We start from the raw sequence: 26,204 nt of genomic DNA on the forward strand, positions 1-26,204 counted from the left end.
TTATTCCCCGCCTTTGCTGGTATCCGATTGTGGAGCAGGTGTAGCTGTAGGTGTAACTGTAGCTGTTGGCTGCGCGGTATCTGTACCGCTATCCGGGAGCTCCCCAGGTGAGTCTGCCGCTGGAGTCGCCTCCGGAAGATTGGCTTCCGGTGCCGGTGTGGCAGGCGGAGCGGTAACCTCTGCATCCGGTGAGGGTGCAGGAGCCGGTTTTTCTCCCTCAGGAGCTTCTATAGCAGGTTCATCGATGGTCTTATCTTCTCCAGGAATGCTGGCTGCGGGCGGATTATTCTTGGTTTGATCGTTCTCTTGTTTCTGCTTCTCCAGTGCATCCCGTTCCGCTTCCTCAGCCTTGGCTTTCTCAAGCGCCAGCCGTTCCGCTTCTTCAGCCTTGGCTTTCTCCTCCAGCGCCGCCTTCGCTTCAGCAATGTGTACCTGCTGTTCCTGCAGCGTGGAGATTGTGGACGATAGGTTGTCTCTGGAGGCTGTTAATTCTGCACTTAACTGATCGTAGCTTGACTGTAAGGCGGGAGATACATTGGGGTCTGCATTGTAGGCTCTGGCCATGAGTGAGAAAATCGGTTCCTCGGCAGGGAAGCCGAAGCTTTCTTGCCGGAGAAGCACCCGGTCAGGATTACCGGTCGGCAGCGAGCCGCCGAAATCATGAATCGTATTCAGATAATGCACAATGCCCGTTAATGTATCCGTCAGGGATTCCGACAGCACCCCGCTTTGATGGAGACCTTCCTGCAGCTGTTCGAAGAACCGGGCGTCACGGATTTCTAGGCAATTGGGTTCGAGATTAACCATATATCCTCCGAGTTGATGCAGAATGGCTGCTGCACTGCCAATTTCCTGCAGAATTTGCTGCCAGATACCTGCATTGAGGCTCAGCTGTGTATCCAGTGCGCTAACTGTATCGCTTGCCAGCCGGATTTGTTCTGAGATCTCACTGGAGATCTGATCCAGTTCCTCCGCTGACAGTTCTTCAGAGACCGGGGGAGTGTTATAGTTCCCGCTCGTAATGTGGCTGCCAAGAGAAGACTTCAGCTGGGTAATTGTGCGGACATGTCCGCTGAAATCTGACAGCAGCTGTTCGATCTGGCCCGGAAATACGGAGCAGAGCCCGATAGAGGTGTTCTGTTCCTGGAAAGTGTTATACTCTCCGTAAGTACTGCCAATCTGATTGGAGGTATACATTATAAGAACAGATACAGCCACACCGGATTGCAGGATCCGAAGACCGAGTTTCGTGTATTTCCGTTTACGCCGTTTGGCGGATCTGGGGTACAAAGGTAGGCCCCCTCTCATGGCTTACTGATTGATATTCGTTATATTCGTTCTTTATTAAGAACGTCTTCGTAATGAAATCATACACTGCGCACCCGGGAAAAGAAAAATGTCAATTTCAGCGAATTGTTCGCAATAAAGCACAGATGCATCTGGTTATCTTTAATTTACTTGATATATCACTGTTTTTCACAAATGTTCTTTATTGAGAACGAAAAAAGGTTATGCTATCCGCATAACAAATACGGATGGCATAACCTTTCCATTTGTAGTGAAGTCCGCTCCTTAAGGAAGCTTCTCTCCGCGTGAGCTGACGTACAGCTCGTACCACTCCTTGCGGGAGAGCTCAATCTTATCCGCCCCTCCGCAGGCTGCGATGCGCAGCGGATTGACGGTGCCGATTACAGGCTGGATGGCTGCTGGATGCGTCATCAGCCAGGCCAGGACGATGGCCTCAGGTGTTGTATTCTTCTCATCGGCAAGCGCCTGTACTCTGGCCGCTGTATTCACCACGTTCTCCGGCTGTCCTTCAAGCGGCCGTCCGCTGAACAGCCCCTGGGCCAGCGGGCCCCAGGCCTGAAGCTGGATGTTCCCCGCACGGCAATACTCTATTGTACCCTCAGGAAACGTAAGGTCTTTCCACTGTTCCCGGTTCACGCTGAGTACGGCATCGACCCAGCTGATCTTGGCCAGGCTCATATGCAGCTGATTGACGATGAAGGGCTCGTCACAATAGGTCTCCAGCAGTTTGATCTGGGCAGCACTCATATTGGAGACACCGTAGTGGCGCACCTTGCCGGCTGCCTTAAGCAGGCGCAGTGCTTCGGCGACTTCCTCGGGGTCCATCAGCGGGTCGGGGCGGTGCAGCAGCAGAATATCAATATACTCAGTGCCCAGCCGGGAGAGCGTTCCGTCTACACTGGACAGAATATGCTCCTTGGAGAAGTCGAACATATTGGTGATATCACCCGGCTCCATCAGCCTGATACCGCATTTCGACTGCAGGATGATCTCCTCACGCAGACCCGGACGCTCCCTGAAGATCTGTCCGAACACCTTCTCCGCCTTGCCCCGGGTATAGATATCCGCATGGTCAAAAAAATTGATGCCGATCGACAGCGCCGCATCCAGCGCCTCATGCCCCTGCTTTATGTTCTCCGCTGTAACCGGTTCATGGTCCCAGCCTCCGCCAAGCCCCATACAGCCCAGAGCAATGCGGCTGGCGGGAATTCCGCGATTGTTAAGTGGTAACGCTTTCAGCAATTGTATCCCTCCATAAGCTATAACTTTTGAATGCTCTAAAATTAAGTGTACACCTTTAGAATCCGGTATGGTGTTTTTTGTCGCTGGAGGAGCGGTGTTTCGTGCCTTCCTTATCCTTCTCCTCCTGCTTCTCGAGTGTCAGATCCTCGACCGGAATCGGATCTACATTCTGTTCGCTTTCATCAAGGTCGAATAAGCTTGGCTTGTTGGTCGGGTATTGCTCAGGGTGGTCGCGTTCGTCTCTTATCGGCTTCTTATCGTCACTATGGCTCATCTTAAGTTCACTTCCCTTTCGGAATATTTGCAGGGCAAGGATGGAAATGTGCTAGACAATTCTCCTGAGCCTTGCCGGCAGTTTGCTCCCTAATAAACACAATTCGGGCTAATTAAACACAGGGACCTGTGATAAACCGCAGATTCCTGTGTGAACAGGCTTTGGAAATGAAATGGAGGACTGCCCCGGCTGCCTGTAACGGCGGCGGAACAATCCTCCTGAAATGCTATACTTATTGCGGAATAATCGGGCTGCCTTTGTCACTCAGCCTGCGGGCGGCGACATCCTCATGGAGCCGCTTCAGCCATTTCAGCTCTGTCAGGCTATGCTCATACCGGCCGTACATCAGATGCAGCGCCGAACGCGGCACAATGGAGATATGCTCCTCGTATACCTGGTAGGCGAAGTTCACCTGGTGCTCCGCTTCGCGGATGCGTTCCTCCAGTAGTATCTCCACCTTCTCCTGGTCAATGTAGCGCGAGAGTGCCAAGGCCATGTACTGCGGATGATACAGGGGGTCGCTCTTCTTGATCTGCTGCAGAATGAGCTGTTCCATTAACTCCTTGCCTTTATCCGTAATCCGGTAGATGGTTTTATCCGGCCGGTCCGCGCTGCGGATGATCTCCACAGCTTCGATATGACCGCCCTCGGCCAGCTTGTCGACTGCATAATATAATGAGCCCATCTGCAGCTTAATGAACTGGTCCATCGTGCGTTCCTTCATAACGAGAGTAATCTCATAAGGATGCATATCCCGTTCCAGCAGCAGCCCCAGAATCAGCAGCTTCATGGACATGGTGCTTACCTCTGCCCGGAAGCCGGAGCTGGCTGGGATTCCTTAGGCTGAATCGTCAGCCGGTCTTTGGGCATTAGCAGGACAAAGATAACGGCAAGCACCGCTGGCACGATAGCCCACATGAAGGTATGTGCGATCGAGGTAGACAGTGAATTTGTGATCTTCTCCAGCACCGGTGCCGGAATCTGTGCACGGGCCTCAGGGGTCAGCGCAGAACGCGGATCGCCGAAGGAAGACGCCTGGCCGCCGTCTCCGAAGGCCGTGCTAAGCTCCGAAGTGAAGCTGTTGCGCTGGATAATACCGAAGATGGTAATCCCCAGCGTCATCCCGAGCGAGCGCAGGAAGGTGCTGGTGGAGGTAGCTGAACCGCGCTGGCGCATATCGAAATGGTGAATGGATGACATGCTGAGTACGGAGAAGGAGAACCCTACCCCGAAGCCGGTCAGCGCCATGAACGCATTCAGCAGCAGACGGGAAGTATCCGGTGTCAGTGTGCTGAGTGAGAAGATACCGGCAACGAAACACACTGCGGACAGCAGCATGATGTTGCGGAAGCTCGTCTTGGTGGTGAGCAGACCGCCGGACTGGCTGCCGATTACCGTACCAATCATCATCGGCATCAGGATCAGACCGGAGTTGGTGGCGGAGCCGCCGTATACCCCCTGGACATAGATCGGAATGTATACCGTAGCTACGATAAACGCCGAGCCGTAGAACAAGCCGAGCAGACTGCTGGTGGCAAACAGGCGCCCCCGGAACATGTTGAACGAGATGACCGGCTCTGCCGCATTCTGCTCAATGAAGATGAAGGCAATCAGGAATACGGCGAAGCCGGCGAACAGTCCGAGAATCGTTGCTGAATCCCAGGCATACTGATTGCCGCCAAGCTCAAGCGCGAACATCAGGCAGATAATTCCTGCCACCAGCGTGAAGGCGCCGCCCCAGTCAATCCGCTGTTTGGCATGGGAGACGGATTCCTTGTAGGACGTCATAATCAGGAAGAAGGAGACGATACCAATCGGTACATTAATATAGAAAATCCAGTTCCAGCCGACGTAATCAGTGATATAAGCGCCCAGCAGAGGGCCGATTACGCTGGAGATCCCGAAGACAGCACCGAATAATCCGGTGAGCTTGCCTCTTTTTTGCGGCGGGAAAATATCAAATACAATCGTGAAGGCGATCGGCATCAGCGCACCGCCGCCAATCCCTTGGATCGCCCGGTAAATACTGAGCTGTGTGATGCTGGCCGCCGTTCCGCACAGGGCGGAGCCGATCAGGAACACGATCAGTCCGAAGATGAAGAAGCGCTTGCGTCCGTACATATCGGACAATTTGCCGAAGATGGGGGTTCCGGCCATAACCATGACCATATAAGCAGAGGTTACCCAGACGATTTTATCAAGTCCCCCGAGGTCGGAGACGATGGTGCCCATAGCTGAGGCCACAATCGTATTATCCATGGCAGACATCAGAATACCGAGCAGCAGGCCGGCAACGACGAGCTTAAGATTGCTTTCTTTAGTATGCATTTACAGACTCCTTTACGTTCAGTATTCAATGGCAAATCTTATTATATTCAAATTTGAATAGGGTGGCAATCCTTTTTTTCAAAATTAAATATTAAATAATGCTGTGGACGCAAATAAGCCGCCCTTGTACAACAAGAACGGCAGGACTTCTATGTATGGTATTCCCTCGCAGGCGGACCTTTATCCGCAGCGGGGGTAGATGCTTCTTCCTACATGGCCGCATCGCTTGAACGCAGCTCCCGGGCTTCTATGTACCTGATGAACAGCTCAGTCAGCTCCGGGTCAAACTGGCTTCCCGCGCAGGCCCGCAGCTCCACAATAGCTTCTGCGAACGATTTGGTCGGCTGGTACGGACGCTCCGTGGTCATGGCATCGAACGAGTCGATAATGGTCAGCATCCGGCATAGCCGGGGAATCTCTTCTCCCTTGAAGCCGTACGGATACCCTTTGCCGTCATACCGTTCGTGGTGCAGCTCGATATAAGGGGCGAGATCCTTGTATTTATCGTTGGTAAGTGCCATCTCTTTGCCCCAGGTGACATGCCATTTGACCATCTCCCATTCCTCCGGCGCGAGCTTATCCTTCTTGTTAAGTATGCCCCAGGGAATCTCCAGCTTGCCGATATCGTGGATCAGTGCGCCGAGCGTGAACTGCCGTTTGGAGAGATTGTCCAGCGCCAGCAGCTCGCTGATGTCCATGGCATAGCGGAATACGCGTTTGGAATGCTTGAAGGTCTCCAGATCCTTGTACATAAAAAGATTAAGCTGCTGCTCAATATCGCGCACATCCTGACTGAAATCGATGTCGCGCTCCAAGAGAGACTGGTTGCCGTAGACGTGGACCATGTTCTTGCCCTGTTTTTTGGCATAGTACAGCGCCTGATCGGCATGGTCGACCAGCTCTGACTTGAAGTGGACATCGGGCCGGTATCCGGCTACGCCTGCGGAGAACGCCAGACAGCCCTGCGGGAAGATCTCGCTGCCTTCAAAAATAGAATTGTTGAGCGTTTTGCGCATCTTTTCGATGAATTGCCTGGCCGTCACGGCATCGTAGCCCGGCATCAGCAGGGTGAATTCTTCACCGCCATATCTGGAGACAATAATATCGGTGGACCCGGTTTCCTTCTTCAGTAGCTCAGCCAGAAAAACAATAAGCCCGTCCCCCTTAAGATGGCCGAAGTGATCATTGTATTTCTTGAAATCATCGATATCAATCATGGCCAGGGAGAGTGCGCTGCCGCCTGCCTGCGATCTGCGCATTTCCTCTTCTAGCGCCGCTTCGAAATAGCTGTGGTTAAACAGTCCGGTACGCTGATCGCGGTTAGCCCGCTCTTCAATGTCACGGTACATGCTGAACAGCCGTTTGAAGGAATAGGAGATCAGTACACTGAGGCCCAGGAATAAGGCCAGGCCGGTAATTCCGTTATAGAAGAGCAGAACGGTCAGCACCAGGGAGAGCACCAGCGTGCACAAATAGGCCAGTACGGCGTCTGTCAGCATTGCTTTGAGTGTATTGTAGAGATTCTCATGGAAAATTATGTAGTAGAAGAAGCCGACAAGCAGCAGGTTCAGGATGAAATATATGGCCATAGCGCTGAGGTATGCTGCCAGATAGCTGCTGAGAAGCGGTCCCTGCCGGCCCCCGGACCACGAGAAGATAAAGGCTGCGGAAGTGATCATGATACAGTACACGGCGAAATTATTGAGATGCTTCCAGAGCGGAGTGCTTCCCCATTCGATGAACAGCAGTACGATGGAGCAGAGCAGGAGAACCAGAAGGGCGGATGGGGCGCCGAAGATAAAGATACAGGCCAGATAGATGGAAGAATCCAGTGACAGCCCGTTCCCCTGCGGAGGCAGCTGGAAGGTGAAGACGGTGAGCAGGACGGCCGCGCCTGACATGGCGGTAACCCAGCCCCAGCCGGATGAGGAGAGCTGAAGAATTTGCGGTTCCGTTTGATAAATGAACAAGCCCAGCCCGGCAATGCATATGATAAAGGAGTACAAATAGCTCCTGCGGCGATGCATCTGGCTGATGATTGATTTGAGCACTGCTCCTCCTCCATTCACGTAGTTGTAGATGTTTTATTCTAGGAGATTCGCGTTCAAACGGGAATTCTCCTGCTAAATCATGACAAATACGCATGTGTTACAGGATAAAGGAGATAAGTTGCAGTGAGGCCTTGACATACCCATGGGGGGTATATTATATTGTTACTTGAGGAGGCTGATTCCTGTGTCAACAAATGAGAAGGAGCATGCCGGGCATGACTGCGGCGAGGATTGCCATTCTTCTGCTTCCGGTGTCCGCAAGAGCCATCATTCCCCGGAATTCAAGAGTGGACTGACCACCCGGCTTAACCGGATTGAGGGACAGATCCGCGGCGTCAAAGGCATGATTGAACGGGATACCTACTGTGATGATGTGCTTAATCAGCTGGCGGCGGTGCAGGCGGCACTGAACAGTGTCGGCAAGCTGCTGCTTGAAGGCCATATGAAGAGCTGCATTATCGAACGGATCGAAGCCGGCGAGCATGAGGTTATCGATGAGCTGCTGATTACGGTGAATAAGCTGATGAAATAGAGATTGGGCCTGGGGAGTTTGAATGGAGAAGTCCTAATTATTGATGGAGGTCGTAACTGCGGTGAATGTTTGAACTTTCGGCCGCTGTTGTCCCCGGATTTCTTTGATTTAAACCGCTATTTGCGGTAGAAATCCGTGGACAAAGGCGGTCGCTGGCGCTCCTACAGTTTCAAAATTCCCCTCCGTTACTTTCATCTGGGATTATTTTTTCTCAAGATCAAACTCTGCAGGCAATGCGGGGAGCCGTCAAACCAAGCATTCGCTGGCAATTAAGCGGATGCTAACCAAATTAAGCGTATGCTTTCGAGGCTGATCAGGAGGCGTATGCTATTCAAACCATTAGGAGGGTAATCAAATGTCGAACGTAACATTGAATGTAGAAGGAATGTCTTGTGGTCACTGTGTAAGTGCTGTAGAGAAAGCTGTGAGCGGCGTTGGGGCTGCGGCGAAGGTAGATCTTCCGGCGAAGACGGTAGCGGTTGAATTTGACGAGAACACTGTAAGCCTGGATGCAATCAAGGCGGCTATCGAGGATCAGGGCTACGACGTAGTTTAAGTGAAGGATTGTAATGTAAGGGCTTGGAGCCGGGAACCCTAGAGCAATAGGGCCGGGCGCCAATGCCTTTTCTTTTAAAGATAAATATACCCCTTGGGGGTATGGGGAGGTGCGTGAATCATGGAAAAGAGTGCAGAACCGGTCCAGCAGCAGGCTACGCTGCAGATTACCGGGATGACCTGCTCCGCTTGTGCGGCGCGGATCGAGAAGGGATTGTCCCGCATGGAGGGGGTATCCCGGGCGAATGTCAATCTGGCGCTGGAGCAGGCGACGGTGGGATTTGATCCGAAGGTCGCTGGCGTGCCGCAGATTGAGGAGAAGATCCGTTCTCTCGGCTATGATACGCTGAAGGAATCGGCGGATTTCGATATTACGGGCATGACCTGTGCGGCATGCTCGGCCAGAATTGAGAAGGTGCTGGGACGGATGCCCGGGATTGCCGCAGTGAATGTGAATCTGGCGCTGGAGACAGCACATGTGGAATATTCGCCGGGCAATATCAGTACAGCCGAGATTATGGATAAGGTGAGCAGCATCGGCTACAAGGCGGCGCTGAAGCAGGACCGCAAGGATATTGCCAGCCAGCGCGGGGAGGAAATCACGCATAAACGGAACAAGTGGATGATCTCTGCTATATTGTCACTGCCGCTGCTCTGGGCCATGGCGGGCCATTTCTCTTTCACTTCCTGGATCTGGACACCGGAGCTGCTGATGAATCCCTGGTTCCAGCTGGTGCTGGCGACTCCCGTGCAGTTCCTGATCGGCTGGCAGTTCTATGTCAATGCCTACAAAGCGCTGAAGAACGGCAGTGCCAATATGGATGTGCTGGTGGTGCTGGGCACCTCGGCAGCCTATTTCTACAGTCTGTACCTGACGATTGATTCCCTGAAGATGAGCGGGATGAACCATACCGTGGATATGTATTACGAGACGAGCGCAGTTCTGATTACGCTGATTCTTGTAGGCAAATGGTCCGAGGCATTGGCCAAAGGGCGTTCCTCAGACGCGATACGCAGCCTGATGGGGCTGCAGGCCAAGACCGCGCTGGTGATGCGCGATGGGGTTGAGCTGAGCATTCCCGTAGAGGATGTCGTTATCGGAGATCTCGTGCTGGTGAAGCCGGGAACCAAGGTGCCTGTAGACGGTGAAGTGGTCGAGGGGCTGTCCTCCGTCGATGAATCCATGCTGACTGGCGAGAGTATGCCGGTGGAGAAGAAGCCGGGTGATTCGGTTATAGGAGCCACGCTGAACAAGAACGGCATGCTGCGGATCAAAGCCCGCAAGGTCGGCCGGGATACGGCGCTGGCGCAGATTATTCGAGTGGTAGAAGAGGCGCAGGGCTCGAAGGCACCGATTCAGCGGATCGCCGATGTGATTTCCGGGATCTTTGTACCGATTGTGGTGGGGATTGCAGCTGTAACCTTTGTAATCTGGTATATCTGGGGCGCACCCGGGCAGTTCGCGGATGCGCTGGAGAAAGCCATCGCGGTGCTCGTAATCGCCTGCCCGTGTGCACTGGGACTGGCGACACCGACTTCCATAATGGCGGGGTCCGGCCGGGCAGCCGAGTTCGGCATCCTGTTCAAGGGCGGGGAGCATCTGGAAGCTGCACAGGGCATTAAGGTTGTTGTAGTGGATAAGACCGGAACCGTGACCAACGGCAAGCCGGTGCTGACCGACATTGTAACCAGTACCGGCATTGTAGCACAGGGCAAGGTGCTTGCCGAGAACCGGCTGCTGTCGATTACAGCGGCAGCGGAGAAGCTCTCGGAGCATCCGCTGGCGGATGCCATTGTAGCGGGCGCGCAGAGCAGAAGCATTGAGCTTCCGTCTGCCGGGCAGTTCGAGGCTGTGCCGGGCCGCGGCGTATCTGCTGTAGTGGCAGGCCAGAAGGTAAGCGTGGGCACACGGCGGATGATGGAGGAGAGCGGCCTTGATATCGGGCCGTGGACAGCAATCATGACCCGGCTTGAGCATGAAGGCAAAACAGCGATGCTGGTAGCTGTTGACGGCGAAATTGCCGGTGTCGTAGCGGTGGCGGATACGATTAAGGAAACCTCGCGCGCTGCGGTATCCAGACTACACGAGATGGGCATCGAGGTCGTTATGATCACCGGGGACAACAAGATTACGGCTCAGGCCATTGCCGAGCAGGCGGGCATCCGCACGGTGCTGGCAGAGGTGCTGCCGGAAGGCAAGGCAGCCGAGATCCGCAGGCTGCAGAGCGGCGGAGTCAAGGTTGCCATGGTTGGCGATGGCATCAACGATGCGCCGGCACTGGCAACGGCAGACACCGGTATGGCCATCGGCACCGGCACGGATGTGGCGATGGAGGCGGCGGATATTACGCTCATGCGCGGCGATCTGCTGAGCATTCCGGATGCCATTCTGATGAGCCGCAAGACGATGCGCAATATCAAGCAGAATTTGTTCTGGGCGCTTGCCTACAATACGATCGGCATTCCGGTTGCCGCCCTGGGCTTCCTGGCTCCATGGCTGGCCGGTGCAGCAATGGCCTTCAGCTCTGTATCCGTTTTGCTGAATGCGCTGCGGCTGCAGCGGGTCAAGCTGTAATGTTCACTGCTTCTGCTGCAGACGGAGCGATCCGGACTTGAGCGCCGATAACCAAAGAACCGCCGGAGCGTTAATGTCCGGCGGTTCTTTGTGTTGCCGCCGAAGGCGGGCCAAGGGAGGAAATGAGGGGCACTAGTGCCCCTGATTCCACCGAAAGTGTGCTAAGGGGTAACCGGACCCAATGTATGCGAAAAATCGAATACAATGTGCCTCCGCGAAGGCAACCGGACCCAATGTATGCGAAAAACCGAATACAATGTGCCTCCGCGAAGGGATCCGGATCCAATGTATGCGAAAAACCGAATACAATGTGCCTCCGCGAAGGTAACCGGACCCAATGTATGTGGAAAATCGAATACAATGTGCCTCCGCGAAGGGATCCGGACCCAATGTATGCGAAAAAACGAATACAATGTGCTTCTGCGAAGGCAACCGGACCCAATGTATGCGAAAAATCGAATACAATGTGCCTCCGCGAAGGGATCCGGACCCAATGTATGCGAAAAAACGAATACAATGTGCTTCTGCGAAGGTAACCGGACCAAATGTATGCGAAAAAACGAATACAATGTGCCTCCCTAGAAGTAGTCTGAATAGAGCAATGTGGAACAGCGCACTACCTGCTTACACAGACTCGCTCCGGCCGGCAACCTGCACGCAAGGCTTGTTCCGTCCGAGCCGGTTGGTGCCGATTACCCCGGCTATGATCAAAAGAGATCCGATCCAATGGTACACTGTAATCTCTTCCCCCAGGAAAAATGCTCCGGCTGCAATGGAGACGATGGTTGAGAGATTGGTGAACACACTCATGAGTGAAGCTTCGATTTTGGACAAGATATAAGTTGAAGTCAGGGTAGTCACCAGCGAGGCTATGACTCCCAGATATACTGCAGACAGGATAAAGGTGCCGCTCGTGAGCGGGCTTAGGAATTCGCTGAAGGTTCCGCTGGCTGCATGTCCGGTGAGCGAAATGATCAGGAAGGTTGCGAAGCCGATCCCCATCATGAGGTAGCTGAGTTCAGCGGGGCTGAAATGCCTGGAGAGTGACCGGGCCAGCACGCTGTATCCGGCAAACGCGAGACAAGTCAGGAACAACAGCACAATCCCGGTCATATTGGACAGCTGAATGCTGCTTCCCTTCATGACAAAGATAAACACAACGCCAAATACCGACAGGAAAATACACAGCTTTTGCAGCAGAGAGGTCTTCTCCTTCAAGAAAATAGAAGCGATGATCATCGTCACGACCGGAGTGAACGAATAGAGAATTCCGCCCTCGGCAGAGGTTGCACGCTGAAGTCCGAATACCTGAAGGGTGAAGAATCCCAGCGGATACATCGCTGCCAGCAGCAGTGCCCGGCCAACCGGCTTGCCGCGGTAGGAGATTTTGACCCAGCCGAAGGCGACCGGGACCGACATCACAACAAACGAAGCAGCGAAACGGTAGGTTAGTGTATCGAGCGGTCCGGCATGGCCGAGAGCCACCTTAGTGAACAGGAATGAGAATCCGATAATTACCGCATTGAGTACGGCAAAGCTATAAGCCAACTTGAGTCCTTGCTGCTGCATAGGTACATCTCCTTTGTGTGAGTAAGACTGGATGCTGTGAACATCGTATGTGTTACTTTAAAATTAAAGGGAATTCAGCAGCAGAACAATACCGCCTTTCCGCTACTGTACCGGTACAGTTCGTTGTTTCCTGTATAATAATTGAAGGATAATAGAGGTATCATGAACAGCAGGCCGTGGAATGAAGGCGATGGGAGGCGGGGCAGCGTGAAAAAGTATCATTCGGTTGTATCGGAGATAGAGAAGCGGATGAAGGAAGGACAGTACCGTCCTGGGGAAAAGCTGCCTTCCGTGCGCAGCGCCGCAGCATTCTACGGCTGTAGTGTCAGCACCATTCTGCGGGCCTACGGGGAGCTGGAGAGAACACATGCCATATATTCGATTCCGCAGAGCGGCTATTATATGGTGGAGAAGACGGAAGAACCCGGACCTGCCGGGGGCAGCGGAACAATCGACTTCGCTTCGGCATCGCCCGATCTGAACGTATTTCCGTATCTGGATTTCCAGCATTGCCTTAACAAGGCGATTGACCATTACAAATACAACCTGTTCACTTACGGGGATGCGCAGGGACTGGATTCGCTGCGCCGCACGCTGGTGTCTCATCTGGCGGAGTATCAGGTTTTTGCCAAGGCAGAGCGGATTATCCTTACTTCGGGAATCCAGCAGGCATTGGAGATTTTGGCCAGAATGCCGTTCCCCAGCGGCAGGACGGAGATCCTCGTTGAACAGCCGGGGTATGATATTTATTTGAGGTATTTGGAGGCGGAGGGACTGCCTGTCAGCGGAATCGGCCGCTCCGCAGCCGGGATTAACCTGCGGGAGCTGGAGGAGCGGTTCGCAAGCGGCAGGTTTAAATTGTTCTATACCATGCCCAGGTATCATAATCCGCTCGGAACATCTTACAGCACAGCAGAGCGGCAGGCCATTGCCAGACTGGCCGGCAAATACGATGTGTATGTCGTTGAGGATGATTACATGGCTGATCTGGGTGCCGGACGGCAATTTGATCCTGTATACGCGTATGACCAGACTTCACATGTGATTTATTTGAAAAGCTTCTCCAAAATCATCTTCCCCGGCCTCAGGCTGGGGGCGGTTGTGCTGCCGGAGCCGTTGCTTGTGACCTTCCGCGCCTATAAAGGATACACGGACACCTCCCTGTTATCCCAGGCAGCGCTTGAGGTATATATCAAGAACGGCATGTATGAGCACCACAGGCACAAAATAAAAGCGATGTACGCCAAAAGAATCCAGGCGGTGTATGAGGCGCTCCGGCGGTATAATACGGAAGGTTTAATTGAAGCATCTGCGGACAGCTCCGGCGTCTACATGCAATTCAAATTGCCGGTAACCGTGAATCTGGAACGGCTGGTCAAGCGGCTGGGAGAGCGGAAGATCTGCGTCGTATCCGGCAATGGATTCTATTTATCCGATTACCGGACCCGGGACAAGTTTATACGCATCAGTATTTCCCGCGCCGGGCTGGACCAGATTGATGAGGGGATCAGGGGCATAGTCCAGGAGGTGAAGCGGGGGGGCGGATGGTAGCGCGAAGGCCCTCCTGTTGTCTGGATACTAAATTGTGTTCATAATATTCCTATATAACTGTGAAAAGAGAGGCGAACCTACTGTGAAACCCGTAAATGAAACTCTTGAGCTGTTGAACCGTCATACCTCCGTCCGCCAGTTTCAGGACAAGCCGGTCAGTGACGAGCTGCTCGCTGCCATTATCGGGGCGGGCCAGATGGCCTCTACCTCCAGCAATGTGCAGGCTTATAGCGTAATTGCCGTAACGGAGCCTGCACTTAAAGCGCAGCTCTCCGCCTTATCCGGCAATCAGGCGTATATCGAGCAGTGCCCGGTCTTCCTGGTCTGGTGTGCCGACCTGTACCGGCTGCGTGAGGCGGCGGCTCCCCATCTGCAGGGGGCGCCATCCTATGAGGACAGTACAGAGAATCTGATCGTTGCCACCGTCGATGTTGCGCTCGCCGCGCAGAATGCTGCGGTTGCCGCCGAATCACTCGGTCTAGGCATCGTGTATATCGGCGGCGTCCGCAATAATATTGCCGCGCTGTCTGAGCTGCTGGGCCTGCCTGAGCTGGTCTATCCGGTATTCGGCATGTGCCTTGGTTATCCCGCCGCCGTGAATGGAGTGCGGCCGCGTCTGCCGCTGCAGGCCGTGCTGCATCATAACGGCTATAATGCCGAAGCCGCATTGCAGCAGGCCGGGGTGTATGACGGGATCTCACGCGATTATATGCGCGAGCGGACCGGCGGCCAGAGTGAGGCCTCGTGGTCGGAGATCATGGCGAAGCGCCAGGCTCAGCCGTCAAGAATGCATATGAAGGAATTCCTGCTGGGCAAAGGGTTCATGCAGAGATAACACGTTAAAGTGTGTAACTGAAGCTATATGGATAGCAGCAAGAAGGCTTCCCCCTTAAAGAAAGGGCGAAGCCTTCTTGCTGTTTACAGGATTCAGCCCGCTCTAAGACGGATTGCCGTACCACTTATATGTCATCACTGACTTGGCAGGCACATTTACGATAAACGACTGGCTGCCCCATTGTATCTTGACGTTCTTGGCCGAGGTCTGCGGATTATAAGCGACAACTACCTTGGAGCCGTCGGGATTCTTGAAGGCCACATTCTTCAGATCATTGCTGGTGTTGCTCTGGATGCGGTAAGCACCCGGAACGACAAATTTGCTGAAGTGGCCCAGCAGATAATATTGCTTGGTATAAGTGACATTGTTCTCCGGATTACTGTTTGAATTGTCAGAGTTTTGAATGGTGACCATGCCCCGGTTGGTATTGTAGGCGGACAGCAGGGCAGGACCGTCCTTCTGATCAAGTGCGGCGTTCCAGAGAATAACCGATTTGGACCAGTTACGTGTAATATTAATGAATTCAGTGATCATGTTGTCGAAGCCCTGGCTTGTGCCGTTCTGCGGATCATTCCAGGTGCCGAACCCGCCCTCTGTGAACCAGATGTCTTTATCGGGATGGGCATTATGCATGGAGGTCATCTGCGAGCCGTCACCGCTGTCGTAGTGATGGAAGGCGCTGCCGGCGATATAGCTTGCTTTGCCGGAGTTTTTCAGATTCTGAACGACCGTATTCGGGAAGCTCCAGTTCAGATAATTATGGTCAAAAGCAATGATCTTGGTATTAATCCCGGCATTCTGCAAGGTTGGGCCCAGGTAGTCTCCGATGAAGCCGGTCTCATCCTGCTCGTTCATGCCCATCGAGGGGTACGCTCCGGTTTCATACATAGGCTCGTTCTGTACGGTGACGGCATAAATGGGAATCCCCTGGGCCTGATAGGCCTGAATGTATCTTTTAAAATAATCGGCGTAGGTCTGATAGTACTCAGCTTTGAGCTTGCCGCCGTTCAGGGTCCCGGAGTACTTCATCCAGGCCGGGGCGCTCCACGGTGAAGCAAATACCTTAATGCCGGGGTTCTTGGCAATCGCCGCTTTGACCATTGGAACGATATAAGGCAGATCACGGCTGATCGTGAACTGGCCGAGTGAGGTGTCCCCAGCCGTGTCATCATACGTGTAGGCCGACCAGGTGAAGTCCGAGCTGCCCATCGGCTGCCGCAGCACACTCAAGCCAATACCGGTGTTGCCAAACAGCTTCTCCATCACCTCAGCCCGCTTGGCGGCATTCAGCTTGTAATTGAGCAGCCAGGCGGAGGAGTCGGTCAGGGAAACGCCGAATCCGTCCATTTGCTGATAGCTGGTGCCTTCGTTAACGGTAATTGTATAATCGCTGCTTCCGGTGGCGGAGCTGAAGCTCTTGTCTCCGATGCGGGTCAAGCGGGCACCAGTGCTTAATCCGACAGCCGGCTCCGTATTCGGATCCGAGGTGGATATCCATACCTCTGCCGTTTCCCCTGCAGCCGAAACCGGTTGCGGTGCAATGCCTCCGCTGCCCGCAAGCAGCGTGGCGATCAGCGCTGCCAGTCCAATTCTTTTGAACATACATTATACTCCTCTCGATTATGCAGAATTGTAATCGCTTACTTTTATGGCAGAAATATCTTAATTCAATCCTCCATAAAAACCAATAATTTCCTCAAAAAGTTATTTATCCGGGTGACAGTTGTCACCTTGAACGAATGACAGTCCATACTGATGTTCGCTTTCGGCCTCCTGTACTATAGAAATATAGCCGGAGGGCATATGGATACGGAGGGATACAGGATGGATCATGTGATCGAAATGAAAAATGTCAGCAGAAGCTTCCAGGATAAAAAAGCGGTGGATCGCGTCAGCTTCACCATTAACAGAGGTTCCATTACAGCAGTGCTCGGGCCTAACGGAGCAGGTAAAACAACTACCTTGTCCATGCTTCTGGGGCTGCTTGAGCCCACAGAAGGAAGTGTACAGGTGTTTGGGCTTCCGCCCAAAGACGCCAGGGTCCGGGAGCGTACGGGAGCGATGCTGCAGGAGGTGAGTGTGATGGACCGGTTAAAGGTCAGAGAGATTCTGTCCCTGATCCGCAGCTATTATCCGCGGCCGATGGAGATGGAGGTGCTGCTTCAGGCCACGGGGCTTGCCCCGGCCGATCTGAACCGCTATGCCGAGAAGCTCTCCGGCGGGCAGAAGCGCAGTCTCAGCTTAGCGCTGGCGCTGGCGGGTAACCCCGATCTGCTGGTTTTTGACGAACCGACGGTGGGGCTCGATATCACTGCCCGCCGCCATTTCTGGGAGAAGATCCGGGGACTGGCTGAGCAGGGCAAGACGATTCTGTTCACCACCCACTATCTGCAGGAGGCGGAGGATACCGCAGACCGGATTCTGCTGTTCAGCCGCGGCGCCCTTGTGGCAGACGGCAGCCCGGAGGAGATTAAGGCCAGAATCGTGAGTAAGTCAGTGTCCTTCCTGCCGCTCGGCGATCCGGCGGTGCTGCGCGGTCAACTGCTGGAGCTGCCTGTGGTCGAAGCCTGCTACGAGAAGAACGGGCGGCTGCATGTAACGACGGAGAATACGGATGAGGCGCTGCGGGCTATTTTTACAGGCGGACTTGCGGTGAAGGATGTTGTGATTGATCAGGGGAAGCTGGATGAAGCGTTCGAGCAGTTGACTATGAGCCAGGAGGCGGCGGTATGATGATGAAACAAATGATGGCCCAGTGCAAAGCGGAGCTGCTGCGGATTATCCGCAATCCCTATTACGTGTTCTGGTCGCTGCTGATGCCGATTATGTTCTATTTCATCTTCACAAGAGTGGTTAATACGGGAACAGACGATACGCAGGAGTGGCAGGCGCATTACCTGATGTCGATGGCCGCCTTCAGCGTAATGGGCTCGGCGATCATGACCCTCGGCATCCGGCTGGTGCAGGAGCGCACCCAGGGCTGGAATACGTTCATCCGTATCACTCCGCTGCCGGGTACTGTTTATTTTCTGGGTAAAATGTTTGGCATGGCGGTGATGCATCTGTTCTCGGTGCTGTGTATCTTTGCTGCGGGATATCTGATCAACGGGATATCGCTGACGGCGGGACAATGGCTGCTTAGCGGCCTGTGGCTGCTCGCGGGCTCGCTGCCTTTTCTGGCGCTGGGTACGATTATCGGCTCAATGAAGCGGGTGGATACGGCGAGCGGGGTGAGCAATGTGCTTTATATGGCGCTGGCGGTGGCCGGAGGGATGTGGATGCCCCTGGATATTATGCCGGATGTAATGCAGCGGATCGGCCGCTGGCTGCCTTCCTATAATTACGGAGACGGTGCCTGGGAGATTGTGGGCGGAGGGGTTCCGCAGTGGAATTCCGCGCTGCTATTGCTCGGATACCTGGCAGTTTTTATGCTATTATCGGTCTATATCCGAAAAAAACAGGAAGCGGTGTAATGTACAATGGCATGTGAGCAGTTCCGGTTATTTCCGCGCAGATTTGGGTTCTACCCGTATATTTGGCTGATCTATCTGGTATTTCCGATCTTAAATCTTAAGGGATACAGCGGATACAAATTGTTGGCGGGTTATGTACTGGTGGGGCTGTTTGTGGTTACCTACCGCCAGCTCTACTGGTCGGAGGGCAAGACCTACTCGGCCTGGCTGGGATTGCAAATGCTGCTGATTGCCGTGTTATGCATCGTCTACAGTCCTTACAACTTATATATGGGCTTCTTCGCCAGCAACTTTATCGGCTGGTATACCGAGCTGCGCAGGTTCAAACAGGCTTTTATTGTGTTTACAGTGATGATAATCGGGCTGGCGCTGCTGTCTTTGGCCAAAATGTACGGTACGGAAGGCATATTCCTCTTTCCCTTTGTGCTGATGATGCTGATTTCCCCCTTTGGCATCCGCTCCATGAACCGCCGGCGGATGCTGGAGAAGGAGCTGGACCAGGCGAATGAGGTCATCAAGGAGATGGTCAAACGCGAGGAGCGGATGCGTATCGCCCGTGATCTGCATGACACGATGGGGCATACGCTGTCGCTGATTACGCTGAAAAGCCAGCTGGTCGAGAAGCTGGCCGTCAAGAATCCCGAACGGGCGCAGGCGGAAGCGCGGGAGATCCAGCGCACTTCACGGGCTGCGCTGCGGCAGGTGCGGGAGCTGGTCTCGGAGATGCGCGCGGTCTCTGTTGCCGAAGAGCTGGCCGAGGCCGGGGAGATGCTGCGCAGCGCGGAGATTCGGCTTGAAGTGGACGGAGATGCAGCGCTTCCGGGCGTATCTGATCTGACGCAGAATATTCTCAGCCTCTGCATCAAGGAGGCCATCACGAATATTGTGAAGCACAGCGGTGCGAACCTGTGCCGGATTGGCATCGGGATGACGGCTGGGGAGGTACGGATCACGGTGGAGGATAACGGAGTTGGCGCCGGGCTGCAGGACCGGGGAGCTGAGGGGGCGGCGCAGCGCCGGGACGGCAACGGAATGAAAGGGATGGCGGAGCGGCTGGCCCTGATTGACGGTTCTCTGACCCTGGGCCCGGGAACGGGCAGTGGCATAGGGTCAGGAACAGGAACTGGGACAGGGGCAGGAACATTGTTAACTGTGGTGACGCCAAGAGTAGTCAAGGATAGAAAGGACGGGGAAACGGCATGATCAGCATCGTAATTGCCGAGGATCAGCGGCTGCTGCGCGGAGCGATGGCTTCACTGCTCGATTTGGAGGATGATATCGAGATGGCCGGGGAAGCCGGAGACGGGGCAGAGGCACTGGCGCTGATTGAACGTCTTCAGCCGGATGTATGTCTGATGGATATTGAGATGCCGCTGATGAGCGGTCTGGAGGTTGCGGAGATCCTGAAATCGCGGGGCTGTGCCACCAAAATCATCATCCTGACCACCTTCGCCCGGCCCGGCTATTTCGAGCGGGGCGTGAAGGCCGGGATTCAGGGCTATCTGCTGAAGGATGAGCCGGTGGACAAGCTGGCGGAGGCGATCCGCCGGGTGATGGACGGGTACCGGGAGGTGTCCCCCGAGCTGGTCTTCGGCAGCCTGCGGGAAGAGAACCCGCTGTCGGAACGGGAGCGGGAGATTCTGAAGCTGGCCGGCGCGGGCCGGAGTGCCGGGGAGATCGCCTCGGCGCTGCATCTCTCCTATGGTACCGTCCGCAATTACATCTCGGAGATTCTCGGCAAGCTGGAAGTGAAGAGCCGGATTGAGGCGGTGCGGCTGGCTGAGGAGAAGGGCTGGATGTAGGCCGGGGCATTGGATGAAGGCGGGGGCAACGGATGCAGGACGGGTTACTGGAGGTAGGTGGGTACTAGATGTAGGATGGGGCACTGGTGCAGGTAGGTACTGGATGTAACGGGTTAAATGTAGATGTCCTGGATGAACGGTGGAGCCGGATTTACTGCCAGTTCTGTTGTACTTTGTACAGCAGAACTCTGCAAAGATGGAGTTTTTGGACGAATATTCAGAAATCTGTTGTACGAAATACAGCAGAATGGGATTTATCTCAGAATATTGGGAATTCTGTTGCACCAAATGCAATCACTGGGACAATTGAGCATCTTAAGCTCACGCTGAATAGGCAATATGTTGTACGTAGTGCAACTCTGGTACCCCTTTAATAGGGTGTTTGGGAGAATTGTTGTACGAAATACAGCAATTCTCCCGCTAAGAGGCTTGGAGAAGGAGAAATGCTGCCTTTTGTACAACAATCTTGGATCAGAGGCGGGGATTAGGAGAGGAATGTTGTATTTAGTGCAGGATTTCTCCGGATTTCCGGGAAATGTGACTCCCCATCGCAGACGGCAGGTCATCGGGAAATGTGAATAGCTAGGTTAAGCATACATGGGCCAAATAGCGGCGACTCACGTCAGAGGCTCTTGGCCTGCTCCTCGCGCATCCACAGCGAGAGCTGGCGCTTGAGCTGCAGGAACTCCGGCGCATCGGTGATTTCATCGCGGCGCGGACGCGGGAACGGCACATCTACGGTATGCAGGACGGAGCCGGGACGTCCGGAGAAAACATAGATGCGGCTGGAGAGCAGCAGCGCTTCTTCGATGTTGTGGGTGATGAAAAGCACGGAGCGGCGGTTCTCCTCCCACAGCTCCAGCAGCCAGCGCTGCATCTGCTCGCGCGTCAGCGCATCGAGCGCGCTGAACGGCTCGTCGAGCAGCATCAGCTCCTGCGGAGCGAGCATGGCCCGCAGGAAGGCGGCCCGCTGCTGCATGCCGCCGGACAGCATATGCGGATAAGCGCGCTCGAATCCGCCCAGGCCGACCTTGGCCAGCCAGTGGCGCGCGGCTTCGCGCGCCTCCGCTTGCGGCGCGCCCTGCAGCTCGGCACCGAGCAGGACATTGTCCAGTGTGCTGCGCCACGGGAACAGCGCGGGCTGCTGCGGCATATAGCTGATCTTGCCGCGCTGCCCGGTAACCGGGATGCCGTCCATGCTGACGGTTCCGGCGTCCGGCAGCGTCAGGCCGCCGATAATGTGGAACAGGGTGCTTTTGCCGCAGCCGGAAGGACCGACAATCGAGACGAATTCCTGCGGCTCTACCGTCAGCGACACCTGATCCAGCACAGGCGTCTCCCGGCGGCGGTGCGTGAACGATTTGGAGACGCTGCTGACTTCAAGTGCAGGCGGTGCGCTTCTGGGCTCGTCAAGGCTGCTGCCGGGGACGTCCTTCTTGAGCTGTACAGTATTCGTGAGTGGAGACACTTCGGTCAGCTCCTTCTATATAGAATTTTTGTACTTAAGGCTTTATCTCAAACGTGCTCAGTATAGCGTGTATTGTTACCCTGTACGTGTTAAGCTTCCTTGCGCGGTTTCCAGCGCACGAGCCATTTCTCCAGCAAGGCAATCAGTGCAAACAGCACCAGACTCAGCAGCACAATAATGACAATGGCCACGAACATCCGGTCCGTGCGGTAAGAGGCCTTCTGCAGCAGCATATAATAGCCGATCCCTTTGTCCGCGCCAATCCACTCGGCAACCACTGCGCCCATGACGGCATAGGTCGCGGAGATTTTGAGCCCTGAGAACAGGGAGGGCAGGGAGCCGGGTAGCTCCAGCTTGGTGAAGATCTGCCAGTTGCTTGCACCGGCCATTTTCATATAGTTCAACATTACCCTGTCGCTTTGCGCCAGCCCGCCCATGGCCGCTACGGCAACCGGGAAGAAGCAGACGAGGGTGATCAGGACGATTTTGGGCAGCAGGCCGAAGCCGAACCAGATAATCAGCAGCGGTCCAAGGGCAATGGAGGGCACATTCTGGCTGAGGATCAGCAGCGGGTAGAGCGCTCGCTTAAGCCAGGGCAGCAGATGGAGCAGCAGAGCCACAATGAGGCCGATGCCGGTGCCGACCGGGAAGCCGATCAGGGTCAGCCGCAGCGTTGCGGCCGTATGCGCCCAGATCCCGGAGGCATTGCCGCGTGATTCACGCGCGATATCGGACGGGCTGGGCAGCTGCCAGGCCGGGATATGGAACACCGATACCGCAATTTGCCATGCGCCCAGAAAAAAGATGACCGCCACAAGGGGCGGCCAGATTTGTCTCCAGGTGCTTCTCACGGCCGGTATTTCTCCGTCAGCTTGTCCATGCTGATGCCGCTGGGATTATGGGCGATCTTGATCTGGGAGATCACGCTCGGGCTGCCGGAGGCAATCAGTGCCTCATGCATCTGACGTACAACTTCCAGCAGCTCCGTGAGCTCGCCTTCCATGGTGGTATCAAGCGGATTCACCTGGTGTTTAACCCCCGACTTCTGAATTACCTCAATCGCAGTGTCCACGTAAGGGATCGAATCCTCATTGTTTGGAGCCTTGGGAATTACCTGAATGCTAAGCAGTGTATTAGCCATTTATTATTCATTCCTCTCATGTGAGCTAGTGTCATTACTATTCCAACCGGTGTTTATGGGCCTTCCGGCAAAAATTCATTCGTAAATGTACTTGCGGCATCGAGCGGTTTGTCCAGCAGCTTCAGGCCGTACATCCACTCGGCATAATTCTGCCAGATTTCTAGCTTCTGCTCACCCCAGCGGGCGGCATCGTCCTTGTATTTCGGGCTGAGCCATTTCTGGCTGGCCAGCACCAGCTCGGGATCAAGATCAGGCACGGCATCAGACAGGACCGTGGCCGCTTCTTCCGGATGGTCGATCGCGTATTGGTAACCTTTCGACGTAGCTTTGAGGAAAGCCTTCACCACTTCCGGATGCTCGGCGATTTCCTTCTCACTGGTGGTCAGCACCGGTGTGTAGTAATCCAGCTGCGGCGCATAATCCTTCAGGTACAGCATATCCAGCGGCTCGCCGCGCAGCTCGGCTTCGATCCCGGTCCAGGCGTAGAAGATCCAGGCAAAGTCGATATCGCGTTTCACCGCAGTGAAGAAGTCAGCTTCGCCGATATTCACCAATTTCACTTTGGAGACGTCTCCGCCATCGGGGTCCATGATGGCTTTCATAGCTGCTTCTTCCGCTGGAGAGCCCCAGCCTCCGTAGGTTTTGCCTTCGAAGTCTTTCGGCGTCTTAATGTTGCGGTCCTTCGGAGCGGCAAAGCCGGAGGTATTATGCTGAATGATAGCGGCGATGGAGACGAGCGGCACATCCTGCAGGCGGGCCAGGGTGAGCGCCTCCTGTGCACTGATGCCAAACTGGGCTTCACCGGAAGTAACCATGGCGTCAGATCCGGCAGCACCCGGCTGCACGATCTCCACGTCAAGACCTTCCTCCGCGTAATATCCCAGCTCCTTGGCGGTATACAGGCCGGTGTGATTCGTGTTCGGCGTCCAGTCCAGCGCAATCTTAACCGGGGTCAATTCTTTAGGCGCGTCGGTGGTACTGGCGGCTGCGGTTGCTTCAGGTGCAGCGGTGCTGTTCCCGGCGGCAGGTGTGCTGCCTCCGGCATTGCTGCCCGGGTTGACGTTCCCGTTGCCGCATCCGGCCATCACGAGCACAAGCATAGAGCTGAGCAGCAGCGGTAATACTTTTTTGACTCCCATTTCTCTTCTCTCTCCTTCCAGCAATCCCTAGTCTTCCAAAATTCAGAGTAACCCATACCAAAAAGCGCCCCGGAGACCGGGACGCCAGTTACTTGCGCAAGGTGAGTTCAACTTCAGGCCCATGAAGGGGCTCGGGGTTGAATGAAGATTCCTACGCTGGCATTATCCAGATCAGGTATAAGGGTCAGTATCTTGTGGGATACAATCTCAGCCGGCCAATTCCAGCACCCCTGGTTCTATGAAGTTCACGGGTATTGCTATGTTCTTACGGTGTATTATAGACGCCGCTCTTGCGGTTGTCCAGTCTCCCCGTCCTAATCTTCAAGCTTTAGCGGCAGAATCCAGGGGCCTTTGAGCAGGAATAGAGGCTCCGACATTCTAAAACGCAGCGTATCCGCGCCGGGCTCTGCATCCAGAAGAAGAGTCTTCAAGATTCTTGGGAATGTCTCGGTATCCTGCCAGCCGTATGAATATTTGTCCCCAGAACCCGGATAGCGGATGAAGAAATGCGTCAGTGACTTTGCCGCTCCCGGGTCAAATTTCACATCCACATCTACACTGACAGCCGTTTCGCTGCTGCGTTCAATGCGGGTGAATTCTACCGGGAAACCGGCAATTTCAGCGGTAATATGAAGGGGCGCACTCTCCCCGCTGGCGGGCAGCGGCAGAACGACCTCCCGGGAGAGTGCCTTTCGTTCCGCTATTTCGATGTAAGGGATGACGACCCTGTAAGACTGTTCTTCAGCTGATGCCAATTCCCGGAACGAGAACTCCGACGGGTAGACCATGGTTGAAGGAGGTTCAACCTTTGCTTTGACTCCCTCTGCATTCTCGACATACAGGCCATTCCAGGATACCAGCGGCTCCAATGAATAAGAATGGACGGCAGAGAACGAATCTGAAAGGGCCGGAACTAATTCAACGCGGACAAGTCCGTCATCCAGACGAACCGGAAAAGCCGTAATCCGCACATCCTGGTGCACATCGCTTGCACCTAAATGCTGCAGATCATCGGCGGTCACCGGTGCTTGAAGCACCAGTGGCCCGACTGCTGCTGCATTGATATACAGAGTAACCGGTTCAGCGGTTTCAAGCTCCAAATTTCCGGGAAGTGCAGCACTGTAGCTTGCATACCAGTCTCCGGATGCAGAAGACCGCATATTGGAAGTAAAGGTATAACGGTCCCCTCCAATGTCTGCCTGAAATTCAGTAATGACGGGAGTCTGCTGTCCACGCAGCGTAATGGTCCCGCTGTTCTCCTGCAGAAGTACGGCATTGACTGTCAGCTTTCCCTTGCCTATGGAAGCAGTGTAGGGCTTCTCCAGAACATAAAGCTGACTGCCCGGGCTGCTCTCCAGAACCGTACCGAAGCCGGGCAGGAAGCTAAGGGCTTGCTTTAGACCTGCCTGGACGTCAGGGGAGAACGCCAGCAGGCCTGCGGCCATAAGGATCGCGGCCGCCGCCGCTCCAATAGCTGCCCGCCGCCGCGGCTTGCGGACAGCAGCAGGCAGTTCAGGCGCCGGTTCAGTCTGAATAAGGTCGAGGGTACGGCTCTTGATCCGCTCAAGCGAAGCAATCTCTTCTTTAGACCCGGGTACGGGGCTTGACTCAGGCTCCGACAGTAATCCGTCCAGTGCAAGTTCAGCCTCGCTGAATTCCAGAAGATCGAGCTGATCAAATATGCTTTTCTCGCCGCTGTTCATATCCTTTACCATGACCCGAGTTCCCCCTTTCCATCTTCGCCAGTCAGATGTATAGCCTGCTTCAGCATTGTCCGGCAGCGGTACAGACGGCTCTCGACAGCTTTTTTACTGAAGCCAAAGGCCGCAGCCAGTTCATCCAGACTCTCGTATAGGTAATACCTGCGCAGAAACAGGCTGCGGTCCGGTTCACGGAGCTGCCCGATATAGCGGAGCAATTCCCCCGTTGCCTCACGTTGTAGAAATTCCTGTTCGGTGTTGGTCCCGCTCTGCATGTTAAGTGCTGCTTCGTTCAGCGTCCTGCCAAGTCCCGGCTGCAATTTACGCCTCAGATCCAGCGCCTTGTATTTTGCGAGCAGGAATATCCAGGTGCGGAAGGAAGCGCGTGACGGGTCGTAACGTCCGATATTGTTCCAGGCCGCCAGAAACACATCGCTGACACATTCCTCGGCATCCTCTGCACTCCCGCAGCCGGCCAGAATACGCCGGACCAGTCTGTGCACATCGGGTCCGTAGAAGTCGATGGCATCCGCGAGAGCTTGCTTATCTTTAGTTCTGAACCGGCCGGGCCAGTCCAGGCTGTCATGATCATTACGCGTCATAGGAACCTCCGGCATTTCTTTTCATGAGTTACCCACTAATAAGTCGTATATGTATTACT

23 protein-coding genes and 1 riboswitch are annotated in these 26,204 nt (G+C 54.6%); of the genes, 9 read left to right on the forward strand and 14 right to left on the reverse strand.

Features of this window, described 5'->3' with window-relative positions; all coding sequences use genetic code 11:
- The 6 genes from NSU01_RS02075 to NSU01_RS02100 all read right to left on the reverse strand — a co-directional run bounded on the left by NSU01_RS02075 (position 1) and on the right by NSU01_RS02100 (position 7,179).
- A complete protein-coding gene (locus NSU01_RS02075; protein WP_076243541.1) occupies positions 1-1,290 on the reverse strand; it encodes a hypothetical protein in 1,290 nt (429 codons plus the stop codon).
- Positions 1,291-1,572: 282 nt separating this feature from the next.
- Positions 1,573-2,550, reverse strand: a complete 978-nt coding sequence (locus NSU01_RS02080; protein WP_076243542.1) for an aldo/keto reductase — start codon at positions 2,548-2,550, stop codon at positions 1,573-1,575.
- 55 nt (positions 2,551-2,605) lie between these two features.
- Positions 2,606-2,824, reverse strand: coding sequence for a hypothetical protein (locus tag NSU01_RS02085; protein ID WP_076243543.1), 219 nt, complete (start codon positions 2,822-2,824; stop codon positions 2,606-2,608).
- A 232-nt stretch (positions 2,825-3,056) separates the two neighbouring features.
- Complete coding sequence (locus tag NSU01_RS02090; protein WP_076243544.1) at positions 3,057-3,620, reverse strand: PadR family transcriptional regulator; 564 nt, start codon at positions 3,618-3,620, stop codon at positions 3,057-3,059.
- Positions 3,621-3,625: 5 nt separating this feature from the next.
- Positions 3,626-5,152: an MDR family MFS transporter gene (locus NSU01_RS02095; RefSeq protein WP_076243545.1), complete on the reverse strand. Its 1,527-nt coding sequence runs from the start codon at positions 5,150-5,152 to the stop codon at positions 3,626-3,628.
- A 209-nt stretch (positions 5,153-5,361) separates the two neighbouring features.
- A complete protein-coding gene (locus NSU01_RS02100; protein WP_076243577.1) occupies positions 5,362-7,179 on the reverse strand; it encodes a diguanylate cyclase in 1,818 nt (605 codons plus the stop codon).
- A gap of 208 nt (positions 7,180-7,387) precedes the next feature.
- On the opposite strand from NSU01_RS02100, the gene NSU01_RS02105 reads away from it, so the two are divergent.
- The 3 genes from NSU01_RS02105 to NSU01_RS02115 all read left to right on the forward strand — a co-directional run bounded on the left by NSU01_RS02105 (position 7,388) and on the right by NSU01_RS02115 (position 10,865).
- Positions 7,388-7,735 (forward strand): metal-sensitive transcriptional regulator, encoded by a 348-nt coding sequence (locus NSU01_RS02105; RefSeq protein WP_144026055.1) that lies wholly within the window; start codon positions 7,388-7,390, stop codon positions 7,733-7,735.
- A gap of 355 nt (positions 7,736-8,090) precedes the next feature.
- Positions 8,091-8,291, forward strand: coding sequence for a copper ion binding protein (locus tag NSU01_RS02110; protein ID WP_039299488.1), 201 nt, complete (start codon positions 8,091-8,093; stop codon positions 8,289-8,291).
- A gap of 120 nt (positions 8,292-8,411) precedes the next feature.
- Positions 8,412-10,865 carry a heavy metal translocating P-type ATPase gene (locus NSU01_RS02115; RefSeq protein ID WP_076243546.1) on the forward strand — a complete coding sequence of 818 codons (2,454 nt, stop codon included), beginning with the start codon at positions 8,412-8,414 and terminating at the stop codon, positions 10,863-10,865.
- A gap of 624 nt (positions 10,866-11,489) precedes the next feature.
- Here the strand turns inward: NSU01_RS02115 and NSU01_RS02120 are convergent.
- The gene (locus NSU01_RS02120) at positions 11,490-12,434 is read right to left on the reverse strand and encodes a DMT family transporter (RefSeq protein WP_339302445.1); all 945 of its coding nucleotides are present in this window, start codon (positions 12,432-12,434) and stop codon (positions 11,490-11,492) included.
- A gap of 207 nt (positions 12,435-12,641) precedes the next feature.
- On the opposite strand from NSU01_RS02120, the gene NSU01_RS02125 reads away from it, so the two are divergent.
- Both NSU01_RS02125 and nfsA read left to right on the forward strand, forming a co-directional pair.
- Entirely contained in the window at positions 12,642-13,985 is a 1,344-nt protein-coding gene (locus NSU01_RS02125) for a PLP-dependent aminotransferase family protein (protein ID WP_042133041.1), read from the forward strand.
- Positions 13,986-14,067: 82 nt separating this feature from the next.
- Entirely contained in the window at positions 14,068-14,820 is a 753-nt protein-coding gene (gene nfsA, locus NSU01_RS02130) for an oxygen-insensitive NADPH nitroreductase (protein WP_042133043.1), read from the forward strand.
- A gap of 102 nt (positions 14,821-14,922) precedes the next feature.
- Here nfsA and NSU01_RS02135 read toward each other — a convergent pair whose 3' ends face one another.
- Positions 14,923-16,422, reverse strand: a complete 1,500-nt coding sequence (locus NSU01_RS02135; RefSeq protein WP_076243547.1) for a glycoside hydrolase family 30 beta sandwich domain-containing protein — start codon at positions 16,420-16,422, stop codon at positions 14,923-14,925.
- Positions 16,423-16,644: 222 nt separating this feature from the next.
- On the opposite strand from NSU01_RS02135, the gene NSU01_RS02140 reads away from it, so the two are divergent.
- From NSU01_RS02140 to NSU01_RS02155, 4 genes are read left to right on the forward strand one after another with little or no spacing between them, the layout of a single operon-like run.
- On the forward strand, positions 16,645-17,553 hold the full coding sequence (locus tag NSU01_RS02140; RefSeq protein WP_042133046.1) for an ABC transporter ATP-binding protein: 909 nt from the start codon (positions 16,645-16,647) through the stop codon (positions 17,551-17,553).
- A 2-nt stretch (positions 17,554-17,555) separates the two neighbouring features.
- Complete coding sequence (locus tag NSU01_RS02145; RefSeq protein ID WP_042140683.1) at positions 17,556-18,293, forward strand: ABC transporter permease; 738 nt, start codon at positions 17,556-17,558, stop codon at positions 18,291-18,293.
- Positions 18,294-18,299: 6 nt separating this feature from the next.
- Positions 18,300-19,496, forward strand: coding sequence for a sensor histidine kinase (locus tag NSU01_RS02150; RefSeq protein ID WP_076243548.1), 1,197 nt, complete (start codon positions 18,300-18,302; stop codon positions 19,494-19,496).
- Complete coding sequence (locus NSU01_RS02155; RefSeq protein ID WP_042133048.1) at positions 19,493-20,095, forward strand: response regulator transcription factor; 603 nt, start codon at positions 19,493-19,495, stop codon at positions 20,093-20,095. Before NSU01_RS02150 ends, NSU01_RS02155 begins: the two co-directional genes overlap by 4 nt.
- A gap of 622 nt (positions 20,096-20,717) precedes the next feature.
- Here NSU01_RS02155 and NSU01_RS02160 read toward each other — a convergent pair.
- The 6 genes from NSU01_RS02160 to NSU01_RS02185 all read right to left on the reverse strand — a co-directional run bounded on the left by NSU01_RS02160 (position 20,718) and on the right by NSU01_RS02185 (position 26,145).
- Entirely contained in the window at positions 20,718-21,563 is an 846-nt protein-coding gene (locus NSU01_RS02160) for an ABC transporter ATP-binding protein (protein WP_081969800.1), read from the reverse strand.
- Positions 21,564-21,652: 89 nt separating this feature from the next.
- On the reverse strand, positions 21,653-22,414 hold the full coding sequence (locus tag NSU01_RS02165; RefSeq protein WP_039299509.1) for an ABC transporter permease: 762 nt from the start codon (positions 22,412-22,414) through the stop codon (positions 21,653-21,655).
- The gene (locus tag NSU01_RS02170; protein WP_042133050.1) at positions 22,411-22,704 is read right to left on the reverse strand and encodes an MTH1187 family thiamine-binding protein; all 294 of its coding nucleotides are present in this window, start codon (positions 22,702-22,704) and stop codon (positions 22,411-22,413) included. The genes NSU01_RS02165 and NSU01_RS02170 overlap by 4 nt, the downstream gene beginning before the upstream one ends.
- 53 nt (positions 22,705-22,757) lie before the next feature.
- The gene (locus tag NSU01_RS02175; RefSeq protein WP_076243549.1) at positions 22,758-23,843 is read right to left on the reverse strand and encodes an ABC transporter substrate-binding protein; all 1,086 of its coding nucleotides are present in this window, start codon (positions 23,841-23,843) and stop codon (positions 22,758-22,760) included.
- 131 nt (positions 23,844-23,974) lie between these two features.
- Positions 23,975-24,085, reverse strand: a riboswitch (TPP riboswitch).
- Positions 24,086-24,157: 72 nt separating this feature from the next.
- Complete coding sequence (locus NSU01_RS02180; protein ID WP_042133055.1) at positions 24,158-25,558, reverse strand: hypothetical protein; 1,401 nt, start codon at positions 25,556-25,558, stop codon at positions 24,158-24,160.
- On the reverse strand, positions 25,552-26,145 hold the full coding sequence (locus NSU01_RS02185) for a sigma-70 family RNA polymerase sigma factor (protein WP_042133057.1): 594 nt from the start codon (positions 26,143-26,145) through the stop codon (positions 25,552-25,554). Before NSU01_RS02185 ends, NSU01_RS02180 begins: the two co-directional genes overlap by 7 nt.
- Positions 26,146-26,204 lie beyond the last annotated feature (59 nt).

The organism is Paenibacillus sp. FSL H8-0259 (genome assembly GCF_037963255.1).
Classification (GTDB): Bacteria; Bacillota; Bacilli; order Paenibacillales; family Paenibacillaceae; genus Paenibacillus_AQ; species Paenibacillus_AQ phytohabitans.